The sequence below is a fragment of the Neisseria sp. HMSC065D04 genome, assembly GCF_001815675.1.
In the GTDB taxonomy this organism is placed as follows: Bacteria; Pseudomonadota; Gammaproteobacteria; order Burkholderiales; family Neisseriaceae; genus Neisseria.
This window is the reverse complement of record NZ_KV821488.1, coordinates 58176-73567: the sequence shown is the minus strand read 5'-3', so window position 1 is coordinate 73567 and position 15392 is coordinate 58176. Positions and strand designations below refer to the sequence as shown.

The window sequence follows — 15392 nt, the reverse complement described above, 5'->3', positions numbered from 1 at the left end:
CGCCGTACTGGTTTAAAGTTAATCCACTATATCAGCCCTTCCCTTTCGCCGCCAACATATCCAGCATCCCCGCCAGATGGCTTCTGCCCTCTTCCTTGCTCACAATCGGTTCGCCGCCTTTGCGCCCTAAAATCTTGATGTCTTCCTGCGGCATTTCGTCTATGAAGCGGCTGGGTTCGGGGAACTGCCATGTGCCTTGTTTTTTGCGTTTGACGCAGTGGGTCAAAGTGAGTTGACGTTTAGCGCGGGTGATGCCGACGTACATCAGGCGGCGTTCTTCTTCGACGTTGTCTTCTTCGATGCTGTCGTTGTGCGGCAGGATGCCCTCTTCGCAGCCGACGAGGAAGACGTAGGGGTATTCCAAGCCTTTGGAGGCGTGCAGGGTTGAGAGTTTGACGGCATCGACTTCTTCTTCGTTTTTGCCTTCCAAAAGCGTCATTAGGGCAACGGTTTGGGCGAGTTCGATGATGTTTTTGCCGTCTTGCTCGCCTTTGCGCTCTAGCCAGCCGGTCAGGTCGCTGACGTTGCACCATTTGATTTCCCCTGCTTTACCCTCTTCGCTGGCAAGCAGATGGTTTTCGTAGTCGATTTCTTTGAGCAGGCCGTTGATGAGTTCGCCCGCTTCGCTGGTTTCCGCTTTGGCGCGGTAGCTGCCGAACATATCCATAAAGGTTTGCAGGTGTTGGCGGTTGGTGTTGTTCAGCAAAGCAAGGGCTTCTTCGTTTTGCGCGGCTTCATACAGGCTACATTCGTGTTCGTGCGCGTAGGTGTTGAGCTTGCCCAGCGTTACATCGCCGATGCCGCGTTTGGGCGTGGTTACGGCGCGCAGGAAGGCGGGATCGTCGTTGGGGTTGGCAAGCAGGCGCAAATAGGACAAAACGTCTTTGATTTCGGCTTTGTCGAAGAAACTCTGCCCGCCGGAGAGTTGGTAGGGAACGCGCGCGCTGCGCAAGGCTTCTTCAAAAATCCGCGCCTGATGGTTGCCGCGGTATAACACGGCGAAATCGGCGTATTGGGTTTTGTCGCCGCCGACCAGCTTCTGCTTGACGATTTGGCTGACAACCCAGTCGGCTTCGTGTTGCTCGTTTTGGCAGGCAACGACTTTGACAATTTCGCCTTCGCCGAACTGCGACCAAAGTTTTTTGGTGAACAACTTGGGGTTGTTTTCGATGACTTTGTTGGCGATTTTGAGAATCCGCGCGGTGGAGCGGTAGTTTTGCTCCAGTTTGATGACTTTCATCTGCGGATAGTCTTCCTGCATTTTGCGTAGGTTTTCCATGTTTGCGCCGCGCCATGCGTAGATGGACTGGTCGTCGTCGCCGACGGCGGTAAACATGCCTTCCGCGCCGGTCAAGAGCTTCATCAGCGTAAATTGGCAGGTATTGGTGTCCTGACATTCGTCAACCAACAGATAACGCAGCCGCCGCTGCCATTTGTTGCGCACTTCGCTGTTTTGCTGCAACAGTACGGCAGGCAGGCGAATTAAGTCGTCGAAGTCCACCGCTTGATAGCTTTTTAGGGTTTCCTGATAGCTCGCATACACGCGCGCGATTTGTTCTTCCCAGGCGTTTGAGGCCGTCTGAAGCACGTCTTCGGGCGTTTTCAAATCGTTTTTCCACAGGGAAATCTGGTGCTGCGCTTTGAATAAGGCTTCTTTTCCCGTGCCGCCCAAAAGTTCGCCGATGATTTTCGCGCTGTCGGTGGAATCGAGGATGGAGAAGTTTTTTTTGTAACCGATATGGTTCGCCTCTTCGCGCAAAATCTTCATGCCCAAAGAGTGGAAGGTGCAAATCGTCAGCCCGCGCGTTTGCGACTTGGGCAGCATTTTGGCGACGCGCTCCTGCATTTCCGTAGCGGCTTTGTTGGTGAAGGTAATCGCGGCGACGGTATGCGGCAGATAGCCGACGTTGACAATCAAATGCTTGATTTTTTGCGTAATCACGCCGGTTTTGCCGCTGCCGGCGCCGGCAAGCACGAGCAGAGGACCGCCGAGGTATTTGACGGCGGCTTGCTGTTGGGGGTTGAGTTTCATGGGAATGCAGACGAACCAAAAAGAGGCGCAGATTATAACAGGTCGTCTGAAAGCTCCAAACGGCAATCCGGCATATATAACAAAATCATCTTTGCAACAAACAAACCATTCTTTCCGTTTTTCAGACGACCCCGTTAAAGTGGCAGCATCTTCTTTTTCCCTTCCGAGCGACCATGTTATTACTCAAAACGCCCAGCGTACTGCCCGGCTTCAAAATCAGCCTCGGCCTGACTGTATTGTGCCTGTCGCTTCTGGTGGTTTTGCCGTTTGCGATGATGGCGGCGAAAGCGGCGGAAATCGGCTGGGGCGGCTTTTGGAACACGATTGCCGAGCCAAACGTGTTGGCGGCGGTGTGGCTGAGTTTGCGGATGTCGTTTTATGCGATGCTGACCAATGTCGTGTTCGGCACGTTGGTGGCGTGGGTGTTGGTGCGCTATGAATTTCCGCTCAAGGGGCTGGTGAACGCGCTGGTCGATTTGCCGTTTGCGCTGCCGACGGCGGTTACGGGCATCGCGTTGGCGACCCTGTATGCGCCCAACGGTTGGATAGGCCGCTTTTTCGAGCCTTTGGGCATCAAAATCGCGTTTACGCCCGTCGGCATTTGGATTGCGCTGGTTGTCGTCAGCCTGCCCTTTATCGTCCGCGCCGTGCAGCCGGTATTGGAGGAATTGTCGGGCGAATATGAGGAAGCGGCGGCGACTTTGGGCGCAAACCGCTTCACGACGTTCCGCCGCGTGCTGCTGCCGGAAATCACGCCGGCGCTCTTAACCGGCGCGGGCATGATGTTCGCGCGGGCAACGGGTGAATACGGCTCGGTGATTTTTATCGCGGGCAACATTCCGATGGTTTCCGAAATCCTGCCGCTGATTATTACGGGCAAGTTGGAACAGTTCGACGTACAGGGCGCATCGGCGGTGGCGTTGTTTATGCTGCTGGTTTCGTTTGTGATTCTGTTTGCGCTGAACGTGATGCAGTGGGCGTTAAGCAGGCGTTCGGGAGCGAAGGGTTGAGGGGTCGTCTGAAAACCTGAACGTCATTCCCGCGCAGGCGGGAATCCACCGCACGGCAACAGGAAAACAGAAAATCAATAAGGCAGCCGAAATTCACCAATGGATTCCCGTCTGCGCGGGAATGACGGCAGCTAGACGTTTTTTGTTCCCTTAATCAATAAAAGGTCGTCTGAAAACGAATCCGCCCCACGAAAACTGTTTTTTCAGACGGCCTCCAAACATCTTAAACAACAAACCAGAGAACACCACCGCCATGAAACCCTATTCCGCCAATCCCAACCTGACCGAACCGCGCTGGCTGCGCGTGCTGTTGACCGCCGTCGCGCTAGGGTTCCTGCTGCTGATGCTGGTCGTACCGCTTGTCGCCGTGTTTTACGAAGCGCTGAAAGGCGGTTGGGGTCTGTACCTTCAATCTATTACCGACCCCGAAGCGTGGGCGGCGATCAAGCTCACCCTGATTACCGCCGCGGTGGTCGTTCCCGTCAATGCCGTCTTGGGCGTGGCGATGGCGTGGCTGCTGACCCGTTTCGACTTCCGCGGCAAGCAGTTGCTGACCACCCTGCTCGATTTGCCGTTTTCCGTATCGCCCGTGGTTGCCGGTTTGATGTTCGTCTTATTGTTCGGCGCGCACACGGCATTGGGCGGCTGGCTGGAAGCGCAAGGCATACAGATTATCTTCGCCATCCCCGGCATTATTTTGGCGACGCTGTTCGTTACCTTCCCCTTTGTCGCACGCGAAATCATCCCGCTGATGCAGGCGCAGGGCGACAGCGAAGAACAGGCCGCGCTGATTCTCGGCGCAAGCGGCTTGCAGATGTTTTGGCGCGTTACCCTGCCCAACATCAAATGGGCGCTACTCTACGGCATCATCCTCACCAACGCCCGCGCGATGGGCGAATTCGGCGCGGTCAGCGTAGTATCGGGACACATACGCGGCGAAACCAACACCATCCCGCTTTTGGTCGAAATCTTCTACAACGAATACAACTTCACCGGCGCATTCGCCCTCTCCGGCGTATTGGCACTTTTAGCACTGGCGACGCTGGCGGTGCAAAACATCATCACAAAATTACAAGATAAAAAACTCGCCGCCGCCGAAAGGAACGCAGCATGAGCATCACCATCCAAAACTTAAACAAACACTTCGGTAGTTTCCACGCGCTGAAAAACATCAACCTCAACGTCCCCACCGGCAAACTCGTTTCCCTGCTCGGCCCTTCCGGCTGCGGCAAAACCACGCTCCTGCGCATCATCGCCGGACTGGAAAACGCCGACGGCGGCAACATCCTCTTTGACGGGCAAGACGTAACCGCCAAGCATGTGCGCGAGCGCAAAGTCGGTTTCGTATTCCAACACTACGCCCTCTTCCGCCACATGAACGTGTTTGACAACGTCGCCTTCGGTTTGACCGTATTGCCCAAGTCCGAACGCCCGTCCAAAGAACAAATCCGCATCAAAGTCGAAGAATTGCTCAAACTCGTGCAGCTCTCCCACCTCGCCAAATCCTATCCGCACCAGCTCTCCGGCGGCCAACGCCAACGCATCGCCCTCGCCCGCGCCCTCGCGGTTGAACCCAAACTCCTGCTCCTGGACGAACCCTTCGGCGCGCTGGATGCCAAAGTACGCAAAGAATTACGTACCTGGCTGCGCGACATCCATCACAACCTAGGCGTAACCAGCATCCTTGTTACCCACGACCAAGAAGAAGCCCTCGAAGTTTCGGATGAAATCGTCGTCATGAACCACGGCAAAATCGAACAAACCGGCAGCGCCGAAGCCATTTACCGCAAACCCGAAAACGCCTTCGTTACCGAATTTCTCGGCGAAACTGACGCATTTGAAGGACGCATCGAAAAAGGCATCTGGCACTACAACGGCTTCGCGTGGAAATTGGACGCGCACTACAAATGGCAGGAACAAACCGCCACCGGCTACATCCGCCCGCACGAATGGCAGATCGCCGCCGAACACGAAACCCCGATGATCCGCGCCGAAATCGAAAAAATCCACGCCGTCGGCGCACTGACGCACGTTTTGGTGAAACACGGCAAACAGGACGTACACATCACGCTGGCAGGCAGCGACGCTTCTCGGCTGGATTTGACCGCAGGGCGGGAATTGGCATTGGTGCCGAAACAGGTTTATGTGTTTTCGCAGAACGAGTTGATTGAATATTCGATTTGATGAAGGAGAAAAGCCAAAGGTCGTCTGAAAACAGGTTTTCAGACGACTTTTGGCTTTATCCGAACGGCTTAGAATTTGTATTCCACCTGACCGCGCAAGACGTTGACGTCTTGTCTGCTTGAGCCGGCAGTCGGGGTAACTTGTTTACCCGCCAAGTAAAAGCCTGACACTTTCCAGTTTTTCCAAGGAACGTAGGTCGCGCCGACTTGTACGCCTTGTACGTTTTTACTGTAGTCTTGTACGGAAGATACGCCCGAAAGTGCGCCGACGCGGCGGTAGTTCAGGAAGACGTCGTAGGAATTGCGGACTTTCCAGTCAGCGAGTTTGTAGCGGACTTCGGTGAACACGCCGTCGTTTTTGATTTTTTGTCCTGCGTCGTTATAGGCTTTGATGTTGGACTTGCTGACCGCCGCCATCCAACGCCAATCGTCGTTGAATTTGACATCTGCGCCGATTTCGCCGAAGACGGCGTTTTTCTTCGCGCCGCGCACGTCTATGTCTTTCATGTAGCTGACGGTTGCGCCGACGTTGATGTTTTCGTTAATCGGCAGGCTGCTTTGAATGGCGGCGAAGTGTTTGCGGCGGCCGCCTATGCCCCATACGTTGTCGTTGAGGCTGCCGGTACGGCGGCCTGCATAGATTTTGGTGGGCAGGGTTTTGTTGTCAAAGAAGATTTCGCCGCCGGTTACTTCGGTATCCCAGACGCGTCCGTAGGAGGAGAATGCGCCGAATTTACCGACGCGGGCTTTGACGCCTTCGGTAATCGAGCCTTCGGCATAGAGTTTGTTCACGGGAACATCATGGTCGCCGTTGAATTTGCCGGTTTTCAAGTCGATGTTGGGTTCGATTTGGGTCACCAGTTTCCAGTCTTTATAAAGTTTGGCGCGCAACCAGAATTCGGCGTTGAAATTGGTATTGGAGGCGTCGGGCGTGGGATTGGTGCTGCTGTTGTTGGCATTGATGTCTTTGGTGTCGGCACGGACGCGGAATGTTCCGTTTACGGTCAGCAAATCGTTGAAAATGCTGATTTTGTCTTCGTCTTTGCGGATGACGCTGCCCGAATTGACGTAATCGCTCGTCGTTGCCAATGCGGCGGCATCGCGCTCTCCGCTAGCGGTTTCTGCAAATGCGGTGGGTAATGCCGCCAAGGCAGCGCATACAACGGCAAAGTTTTTTTGGATGTTCATGCCAATCTCCGATTGAAGGGTAAAAGGTATTTTTAACAAAAATTCCTAATCAATATTTGTTAGAAATTTACTAATTTTTGTAATCGAACGGCTGTAATCCTATGAAAGACGGCACAAACCGTCAAGAAGATTTAGAGTATTATGCTTATTTCCAAACTAATTTTGACGCATATCAATAGAGAAAGGTCGTCTGAAAACTTCTGGCAATATCCGTTCTGTTTTCAGACGACCTTTAGGGTTTGATTCAAGCTTTCGGCACGAACATCGCGTCCAAGATGTCGCCCAATGCCGTGCGGCGGGTTTTGCGGGTCTCCACCGCCAACCGCCATTGTTCTGCATTTCCCCAAAAGACGAAGCGTTCCCGCGCACGGGTGATGGCGGTGTAGAGCAGCGCATTGTTTAAGCCCGACAGCGCGTCATCCCCGCCCTGCTCTATTTTTCCCGACGGCGGCAGCAGCCAGACTTCCCGATATTCCGAACCCTGGCTTTTATGCACAGTCATGGCGAACGCGGAGTCAAACTGCGGCAGGCGGCTGATGGCGATTTTTTTGAAGCCGTCCGCATTCGGGAAATACGCCGCCAAGCCGTTCGCCGATTCTGCGTCGGGCATAATCAGCCCGATGTCGCCGTTGAACACTTCCAGCGTATAGTCGTTGCGCGCAATCATGATGATTTGTCCCGCGAACCACGGCGTATCCGCGCCCGCCCGATGTTTGCGTTGCAGATAACGGCAATACTCTTCGTTGAACGCCTCCGCGTCCTGCCGCCATGCCGCCAAAACGACCACGTCCGCCGCGTGTCCGAACGCCAGTGCCACATCGTTTTTATCGACTGCCTGCCAGTATTTTTCGTGTTTGCGGTAAAGCAGCTCCGCCTGCTGTTTCAGACGACCTTCGCGGATTTCCAGCTCGTCGGGGAACAAGGCAAACTGCGCCCAACCTTCCCCGCTCTTGCTCGATACGACCGCCCTAGCCAGACAGCCGATGCCGCTGTCTGCGCCGAAACGGTGGCTGACCTTCAGTTGCGCGACGTTTTGCGACAAAGCCGGCGGATTTTCCTCCACGGGGAAACCGTGTTCCGGCAGATAAATGCTCAGCTGATCCGCCGTCTCCTTATCCAAAACCGTCCGTCTCGACAACGCCGCCAATACCGCGCCGACGCCGACCGAAGGCAGTTGGAACTCGTCGCCTAAAAAAATCACGCGGCAGCCCGACGGAATCGCACGCAGCAAGTGAAGCAGCAGGGAAACATCCAACATCGAAGCCTCATCCACTACCAACACATCCAAAGGCAGCGGGCGGTTGCCGTCAAACGCAGGCAGCATTTGCGGCGGGCGCAGTTTCAAAAGGCGGTGGACCGTCTGCCCTTCCAGCGCGGACAAATGATTGCGCACCGCCTCCGGCATCTTGAAACCGTCCACCGCCCGATGCAGCGCGCGTGCCATATGCGCCGCAGCCTTGCCCGTCGGCGCGGCCAGAGCGATACGCGGCAGGCGCGTGGCAGAGTTGGTGCAAATCAGCCCCAAAAGTTTCGCCACAGTCGTCGTCTTGCCCGTACCCGGCCCGCCCGTAATCAACATAAACGCTTGAAGCAGGGCAAGCCCCGCCGCATCCCGCTGCCCTTCGCTGCCTTTGTCGGTAAACCAACCGGACAAGTTTTGCGACGCGCTCATCCAATCCACAGGCTCGACTTCCGCTTCTGCCAAACGCTTGATTTCAGCCGCCAAATCATGCTCGAGCTGCCACATCCGCCCCAAAAACAACTTTCTGCCCTGCAACACCAACGGCGACGTGCCCTGCCCGACCGTCGGCGCCAATCCCGCCAATTCCTCCGCCTCGCCCTCATCCAGCCAAACAAACGAATGCCCGTTCTGCAAAGCCGCAAACAGCCGCAACACATAAGGCGTCAGCGCCGCAGCATGCTCCGGTACGCAACGCTCCAGCAAATGCCCGGCCGCTTGAGCGGCGGCAAGGTTCAAATCATCGGCGGTATTCTCAGCCATTTTCGTTTCCCGTATTGAAAAAAGGTCGTCTGAAAACTGTTTTTCAGACGGCCTTCTTTTGTTGACCGCTATTTGCCTTCATCCAGCAGGGATAAGGGCTGCTGCGCCTTGCGCAATTCTTCCACTTCGTCCAGCAGGCGCATAATCAGGCCGAGCGCGGGAATGCCGGCATCAAAGTCTCGGCTCAGGCGCTGGGCGCGGCGGATGCGGGCGAGTTGGAAGCCGCTGTACAAAGTTTGTTCCGGCCGGCCGTTTACGCTGATGATTTCTTCCTCTATCAGCTCCAGCAGCCAATCGCGGCGGCAGCGGCTGGCAGCGAGGATTTCTTCGAAAGTCAGGGTAATGTCGGTGTGTTGCGTCATGGTTTATCCTTTCAATTTGATGCGCTTTTGCCGTCAAAGTGGGCGGCAAGCTGCGCCCATGCGGCGCGGTCGGCTTCGCTTTCGGCCTTGGGAACGCTGATGCGGATGTTGAGGTACAAATCGCCCGCTTCTTTGGCCGGAATGCCTTTACCTTTCAGGCGTATGCTTTTACCGTTTTGGCTGTTGGCGGGCAGGTTGACCTGCAAGCGTCCGGCTGCGGTGGGAACAATGATTTTGCCGCCCAATACGGCCTCCCAAGGCTTGACGTCTATGGTCTGGTATACGTCTTTTTTGTTTTTGACGTATAAATCGGGTTTGTCGTGGAACTTGATTTTCAGATACAAATCGCCGTTTGCGCCGCCGTTGTAGCCGGGCAGGCCCTGTCCCGCCAAACGGATTTGCTGGCCTTCGGTAATGCCTTTGGGAATTTTGACGTTTAAGGTTTTGGTCTGATAACCGACGCGGCCGTATTCGTCCACGGTCGGTACGTTCAGGCTTAATGAGCGCTCCGCGCCGACATAAGCGGCGTAAATATCGATACTCAGTTCGGCGTGCTGGTCTTCGCCTTTAATCGGACCGTCCGGCCTTGCGTGCGCCTGTCTCTGACTGCGGCCGAAGCCGGCAAACAAATCTTCAAAATTGAAATCGCCCGCACCGAAAGGTTCGCCTCCGCGGTATTCGTAGCGGAAGCCGCCGGATTGCGCGCCGCCGAACGGATTGCCGCCTGCACTGTGGCCGTAGGGGTTGGCCAGCAATTCGTCGTATTCGGCACGCTTTTCACGGTCGGATAAGGTTTCGTAGGCTGTGTTGATTTCGGCGGTGCGCTCGGCGGCGTCAGGTTCTTTGCTGACGTCGGGATGGTATTTGCGTACCAGTTTGCGGTAGGCCTTTTTAATGGTGTCGGCGTCGGCGGTTTTGTCCACGCCGAGAATTTCGTAATAGGTTTTTTCTGCCATATCGTTCTTCCGTCTTTATCATGTTAATCATTATGCCGTATTTGCTATTTATAAGGGCGGAAGGCATAGATTCAATACTCTAGGCGCACAAATAAACGGTTAAGGCAGGTAAGCATCAAAAAGGTCGTCTGAAAACGGAAATCCGGTTTTCAGACGACCTGTATTATATAGTGAAATCAATCGGCAACAGTTACAGGGCGGCGGTTGTTCAAATCCCATAGCCGTTTGGACAGTTTTCAGGGATTTTAAAAGCCAGCTGGAACATACAGGAGCGTTTCTATTCCGTAGTCGGTTTTTTAAGCTTTTTGCCTAATGCCCTGCTCTTCAGTTATCAAAACCTCCGTATTTAGATACAGAAATTTCTAAAATACTGCCCCCTTTACGGTAACGCCGAGTTTGATTCGGTGCTCTACCTTTACCCGGATAAATTCCTGTTCCTATTTCCATTCTAAAGTCGAAATGTTTCGGGTGGCGGGTAAATATTGCGTATTCACGAGATTCGATTTCCGACATTATGATTTTTTTGACTTTACCCAGTTTGGCTTCTGCATCTTTAATCTTCATGCCCGGGTGTACCCCCGAAGCCGTGTGACAGGCGGGAGAGTAGGTCTCCAAAGAATCAATTTTTTTATGGAGTTTTATAGGAGCATCAGGATCGTCGTCTCCATCTTGATGGGTGATAACCATGACGTCTTTAGACAGTGTAATGGCAACATACGCCACACCTTCGGGATCGCTTTCTCTCTCCATTTTCGCCTTCGGGAATTTATGTTTTACCTGCTTTAAGTTCTGCCCTAATTTAATTCCTGCGATGCTATCTTTTTGAATCAAACATTCGGCAGCGGCCGGCATGGCAAGACCCAAAATCAACGCGCTCATGATCCCGATTTTGTGCAACATGGTTACTATTCCTGTTTAATAAAAATAAGATATTAACATATCAATATATCTATATGGCAAGAATATCGTTTCAGACGACTTATTATTATTTTTTCCAACATCAAATCTTTTGCTAAAAAAGGTCGTCTGAAATCAGGGTATTCCCCATTTCAGACGACCTTTTACCTTATCGGCGGCAATACAAAATCAACTTTCTGTCTTCGGATCCGGCAGCAAGAAATTCAATACGATTGCCAAAATGGCGCACAAACCGACGCCGGCAAAACTCAACGTACCGACATGAACCGCCATGCCGCCGACGCCAACCGTCAGAACCGAGCTGACAATCACCAGATTTTTCGGCTGCATTAAATCCACTTTTGCATCCACCAGCGTTTTAATGCCCAAAGAAGCAATCGTACCGAACAAAAGCAGCATGATACCGCCCATTACGGGTAGAGGAATGGAAGCGAGGAAAGCATTGAATTTGCCGAAAAACGCCATAGCGATGGCAAAAATCGCCGCCCAAGTCATAATGACCGGATTGCTGTTTTTCGTAATCATCACCGCACCCGTTACCTCGCCGTAAGTCGTTACCGGTGGACCACCGATCAAACCCGCCACGCATACGCCCAAGCCGTCGCCCGCAAGCGTTTTATCCAAACCCGGGTCTTTGGTGTAGTTGTTGCCCGTTACATTGCCGATTGCCATGATGCCGCCGATGTGTTCGATGGCGGGCGCGATGGCGACGGGCAGCATAAACAGCGCTGCCTGCCAGTTGACTTGCGGTGTTTCAAAATGTGGTACTTCAAACCACGGCGCAGCCGCGATGGTGGTGGTATCTACCAAGCCCATGACCAAAGCCAAAATATAGCCTGCAGCCACGCCGATTAAAATCGGAACCAGTTTCATCATACGGCTGCCGAAAACCGATACAACCACCGTAACGGCAAATGTAAAGCCCGACAAAATCAGCGCATCCGCATAGTCGATTACTTGCTTTCCGCCGGATTTACCCATTGCCATTTCACTTGCGGCCGCAGCGACGGACAAACCGATAACCATAATCACAGGCCCGATAACCACAGGCGGCAGCAGCCGGTTGACCGTAGCCAGCCCGCGCCATTTAATCAGCGCGGCAAACACAAAATACATAAAACCCGCCGCAAACAGCCCGAACATGGTCGAAGGCAGGCCCCATGTTTTAATGGAGTAGATAATCGGCGCAATAAAGGCAAAAGAAGAGCCGAGGAAAATCGGCACTTTACGTTTGGTGACTATTTGAAAGAGCAGCGTACCGATACCCGCCCCCAAAAGTGCCAAAGAAGGATTCAGTCCGGTCAATAGCGGAACAAGCACCATCGCACCGAACGCCACAAACAAAATCTGCGCGCCGGAAACCGCCAATTTAAGCTGGTTCATCAAAAAGCCTCGTCAAATCAATTCAAACGGCGGGAATTATACAGTTTCACCCCATAAATGAACATTAATTTACAAACAATCCATTAAATATTCCAAGCCCCTGAAAACAAAACTGAACCGCCCTACTCCTAACCTGCCAAATCTTCATCTGAATTACCCAAACGAAATAATAACAAATAAAGTCAGGTTTATATCCAAGCTCCAATTAACACCAGAGGTCGTCTGAAACGCTTTTTCAGACGACCTCAGTTCTCATTATTAAACAATTATCTATATAATGCCTGCCTGATACGTCCTTTCAGACGACCTCCTACATTATTCTCAGAAAGCCAAAATATGAATACCAAACAAAAAGTCATCGCCATAGACGGACCCAGTGCATCGGGGAAAGGCACAGTCGCTTCCCGCGTCGCTCAGGCTTTGGGGTTCGATTATCTGGACTCAGGCGCGTTATACCGCCTGACCGCGCTGTATGCGAAGAAACGGGATGTGGAATGGAACGATGAAGTGGCGGTTGCCGCGTTAGCGGAAAATCTGCCTGCCCGTTTTGAAGGGTCTCAGGTTTTTTTGGAAGATGAAGACGTTTCAGGACAAATCCGCAGCGAAGCAATCGGTATGGGCGCTTCTGCAGTGGCGCAGTTGCCGAAAGTGCGTGCCGCTCTTTTGCAGCGGCAGCGTGATTTTCTGACGGGAAAAGGTTTGGTCGCCGACGGGCGCGATATGGGTTCGGTTGTATTCCCCGATGCGGCATTAAAGGTTTTCCTGACCGCAGGTGCGAAAATACGGGCGGAACGCCGCGCCAAACAAATCGGCATTCCGTGCGAAGGCTTGGAATTTGAACGGATTTTATCGGACATCGAGGCACGCGACGAAGCGGACCGCCGCCGCAGCGTCGCGCCCTTAAAGCAGCTTCCCGACGCGGAGCTTTTGGATACGGGCGGGCTGAGTATCGAAGAAGCTGTAAAAAAAGTGCTTGATTGGTATCATAAAGTTTGAAATTTAGGGTATAATCCCTGCGTTTTGTTTCAGACGACCTTTGGAGCATCCGAAGGTCGTCTGAAATATTTATTTTCAAAGCCTGCCGTGCCAAGGGCGGCAGGCATTCTCCAACCTACCCCGCACCCCTTGGCGGTGTACCGAAAAGAGTATATATGACTATGGAAAATTTTGCCCAGTTGCTTGAAGAAAGCTTTACCCTGCAAGAAATGAACCCGGGTGAGGTGATTACTGCCGAAGTCGTGGCAATCGATCAAAACTTCGTTACCGTTAATGCAGGTCTGAAATCAGAATCTCTGATTGACGTTGCTGAATTCAAAAACGCTCAGGGCGAGATTGAAGTTAAAGTTGGCGATTTCGTTACCGTTACCATCGAATCCGTTGAAAACGGCTTCGGCGAAACCAAACTGTCCCGCGAAAAAGCCAAACGCGCTGCCGACTGGATCGCTTTGGAAGAAGCGATGGAAAACGGCGACATCCTGTCCGGCGTTATCAATGGCAAAGTCAAAGGCGGCCTGACCGTTATGATCAACAGCATCCGCGCATTCCTGCCGGGTTCTTTGGTTGACGTACGTCCCGTTAAAGACACTTCCCACTTTGAAGGCAAAGAAATCGAATTCAAAGTCATCAAACTGGACAAAAAACGCAACAACGTCGTGGTTTCCCGCCGTGCCGTTCTGGAAGCTACTTTGGGTGAAGAGCGCAAAGCCCTGCTGGAAAACCTGCAAGAAGGCTCTATCATCAAAGGTATCGTTAAAAACATCACCGACTACGGTGCATTCGTTGACTTGGGCGGTATCGACGGCCTGTTGCACATCACCGACCTGGCATGGCGCCGTGTGAAACACCCGAGCGAAGTCTTGGAAGTCGGTCAAGAAGTTGAAGCCAAAGTCCTGAAATTCGACCAAGACAAACAACGCGTTTCTCTGGGTATGAAACAATTGGGCGAAGATCCTTGGAGCGGCCTGACCCGTCGTTACCCACAAGGTACCCGCCTGTTCGGTAAAGTATCCAACCTGACCGATTACGGTGCATTCGTTGAAATCGAACAAGGCATCGAAGGTTTGGTACACGTTTCCGAAATGGACTGGACCAACAAAAACGTACACCCAAGCAAAGTCGTACAATTGGGCGACGAAGTCGAAGTTATGATTCTGGAAATCGACGAAGATCGCCGCCGTATCTCTTTGGGTATGAAACAATGTCAAGCCAATCCTTGGGAAGAATTTGCCGCCAACCACAACAAAGGCGACAAAATCTCCGGTGCGGTTAAATCCATCACTGACTTCGGCGTATTCGTAGGTCTGCCTGGTGGTATCGACGGTCTGGTTCACCTGTCTGACCTGTCTTGGACTGAAGCCGGCGAAGAAGCTGTACGCAAATACAAAAAAGGCGAAGAAGTTGAAGCCGTTGTATTGGCAATCGACGTTGACAAAGAGCGTATCTCTTTGGGCATCAAACAACTGGAAGGCGATCCTTTCGGTAACTTCATCAGCGTAAACGACAAAGGTTCTTTGGTTAAAGGTTCTGTGAAATCTGTTGACGCCAAAGGTGCCGTTGTTGCCCTGTCTGACGAAGTGGAAGGCTACCTGCCTGCTTCCGAATTCGCAGCCGACCGCGTTGAAGACCTGACCACCAAACTGAAAGAAGGTGACGAGGTTGAAGCCGTTATCGTAACCGTCGACCGCAAAAACCGCAGCATCCGCCTGTCTGTTAAAGCCAAAGACGCTAAAGAAAACCGCGAAGCTCTGAATTCAGTCAACGCTGCTGCAACCGCCAGCGCAGGTACTACCAGCCTCGGCGACTTGCTGAAAGCCAAACTGTCCGGCGACCAAGAATAAGGTTGCAGACATGACGAAGTCTGAATTAATGGTTCGTTTGGCAGAAGTTTTTGCCGAGAAAAACGGTAACCAATTGCTGGCAAAAGACGTCGAATACAGCGTAAAGGTTTTGGTTGATACCATGACCCGCTCGCTGGCTCGCGGTCAGCGTATTGAAATCCGTGGCTTCGGCAGCTTCGATTTGAACCATCGCCCGGCCCGTATCGGCCGCAACCCCAAAACCGGCGAACGTGTGGAAGTGCCTGAAAAACACGTCCCTCACTTCAAGCCCGGTAAGGAATTGCGTGAACGTGTGGACTTGGCTTTACAAGAAAATGCCAACTAAACCTGAGTAAACGAACGCCGCAGAAATGCGGCGTTTTTGTTGTCTGAAAATATGGTTCTCTATTGTTTTCGTAATTTGGGTGGAATTTGTAATGGAAAATTCATAGGGTCGTCTGAAATCATCTATAATACGTTTCTTTTAATGATTGCCCGTTGATAAAACGTATAGTGGATTAAATTTAAATCAGGACAAGGCG

13 protein-coding genes are annotated in these 15392 nt (G+C 52.6%); 6 read left to right on the top strand and 7 right to left on the bottom strand.

The window, feature by feature from the left end; genetic code table 11:
- Positions 1 to 31: 31 nt before the first annotated feature.
- Entirely contained in the window at positions 32 to 2032 is a 2001-nt protein-coding gene (gene rep / locus HMPREF3050_RS02775; RefSeq protein WP_070773361.1) for a DNA helicase Rep, read from the bottom strand.
- A 173-nt stretch (positions 2033 to 2205) separates the two neighbouring features.
- On the opposite strand from rep, the gene cysT reads away from it, so the two are divergent.
- The 3 genes from cysT (at position 2206) to HMPREF3050_RS02760 (ending at position 5226) form a co-directional block, all read left to right on the top strand.
- Positions 2206 to 3042, top strand: a complete 837-nt coding sequence (gene cysT / locus HMPREF3050_RS02770) for a sulfate ABC transporter permease subunit CysT (RefSeq protein ID WP_003759178.1) — start codon at positions 2206 to 2208, stop codon at positions 3040 to 3042.
- 253 nt (positions 3043 to 3295) lie between these two features.
- Positions 3296 to 4156 (top strand): sulfate ABC transporter permease subunit CysW, encoded by an 861-nt coding sequence (gene cysW, locus HMPREF3050_RS02765; RefSeq protein ID WP_070773360.1) that lies wholly within the window; start codon positions 3296 to 3298, stop codon positions 4154 to 4156.
- On the top strand, positions 4153 to 5226 hold the full coding sequence (locus HMPREF3050_RS02760) for a sulfate/molybdate ABC transporter ATP-binding protein (RefSeq protein WP_070773359.1): 1074 nt from the start codon (positions 4153 to 4155) through the stop codon (positions 5224 to 5226). Before cysW ends, HMPREF3050_RS02760 begins: the two co-directional genes overlap by 4 nt.
- Positions 5227 to 5294: 68 nt before the next feature.
- Here the strand turns inward: HMPREF3050_RS02760 and HMPREF3050_RS02755 are convergent, their stop codons facing one another.
- From HMPREF3050_RS02755 to HMPREF3050_RS02730, 6 genes are all read right to left on the bottom strand, one after another.
- Positions 5295 to 6413 (bottom strand): hypothetical protein, encoded by a 1119-nt coding sequence (locus HMPREF3050_RS02755; RefSeq protein ID WP_070773358.1) that lies wholly within the window; start codon positions 6411 to 6413, stop codon positions 5295 to 5297.
- A 244-nt stretch (positions 6414 to 6657) separates the two neighbouring features.
- A complete protein-coding gene (gene recD, locus HMPREF3050_RS02750) occupies positions 6658 to 8415 on the bottom strand; it encodes an exodeoxyribonuclease V subunit alpha (RefSeq protein ID WP_070773357.1) in 1758 nt (585 codons plus the stop codon).
- A 68-nt stretch (positions 8416 to 8483) separates the two neighbouring features.
- Positions 8484 to 8777: a chaperone modulator CbpM gene (locus HMPREF3050_RS02745; RefSeq protein ID WP_009312947.1), complete on the bottom strand. Its 294-nt coding sequence runs from the start codon at positions 8775 to 8777 to the stop codon at positions 8484 to 8486.
- Positions 8778 to 8788: 11 nt separating this feature from the next.
- Positions 8789 to 9733, bottom strand: a complete 945-nt coding sequence (locus HMPREF3050_RS02740) for a DnaJ C-terminal domain-containing protein (protein ID WP_070773356.1) — start codon at positions 9731 to 9733, stop codon at positions 8789 to 8791.
- Positions 9734 to 10057: 324 nt separating this feature from the next.
- The gene (locus tag HMPREF3050_RS02735; RefSeq protein WP_070773355.1) at positions 10058 to 10633 is read right to left on the bottom strand and encodes a hypothetical protein; all 576 of its coding nucleotides are present in this window, start codon (positions 10631 to 10633) and stop codon (positions 10058 to 10060) included.
- Positions 10634 to 10819: 186 nt separating this feature from the next.
- A complete protein-coding gene (locus tag HMPREF3050_RS02730; RefSeq protein WP_070773354.1) occupies positions 10820 to 12034 on the bottom strand; it encodes a uracil-xanthine permease family protein in 1215 nt (404 codons plus the stop codon).
- A 336-nt stretch (positions 12035 to 12370) separates the two neighbouring features.
- Here HMPREF3050_RS02730 and cmk point away from each other — a divergent pair, with 336 nt between their 5' ends.
- From cmk to HMPREF3050_RS02715, 3 genes are all read left to right on the top strand, one after another.
- Complete coding sequence (gene cmk / locus HMPREF3050_RS02725; protein WP_070773353.1) at positions 12371 to 13030, top strand: (d)CMP kinase; 660 nt, start codon at positions 12371 to 12373, stop codon at positions 13028 to 13030.
- A gap of 155 nt (positions 13031 to 13185) precedes the next feature.
- Positions 13186 to 14871 (top strand): 30S ribosomal protein S1, encoded by a 1686-nt coding sequence (gene rpsA, locus HMPREF3050_RS02720; protein ID WP_003759201.1) that lies wholly within the window; start codon positions 13186 to 13188, stop codon positions 14869 to 14871.
- Between the two features lie 10 nt (positions 14872 to 14881).
- The gene (locus HMPREF3050_RS02715; protein ID WP_003744632.1) at positions 14882 to 15196 is read left to right on the top strand and encodes an integration host factor subunit beta; all 315 of its coding nucleotides are present in this window, start codon (positions 14882 to 14884) and stop codon (positions 15194 to 15196) included.
- Positions 15197 to 15392 lie beyond the last annotated feature (196 nt).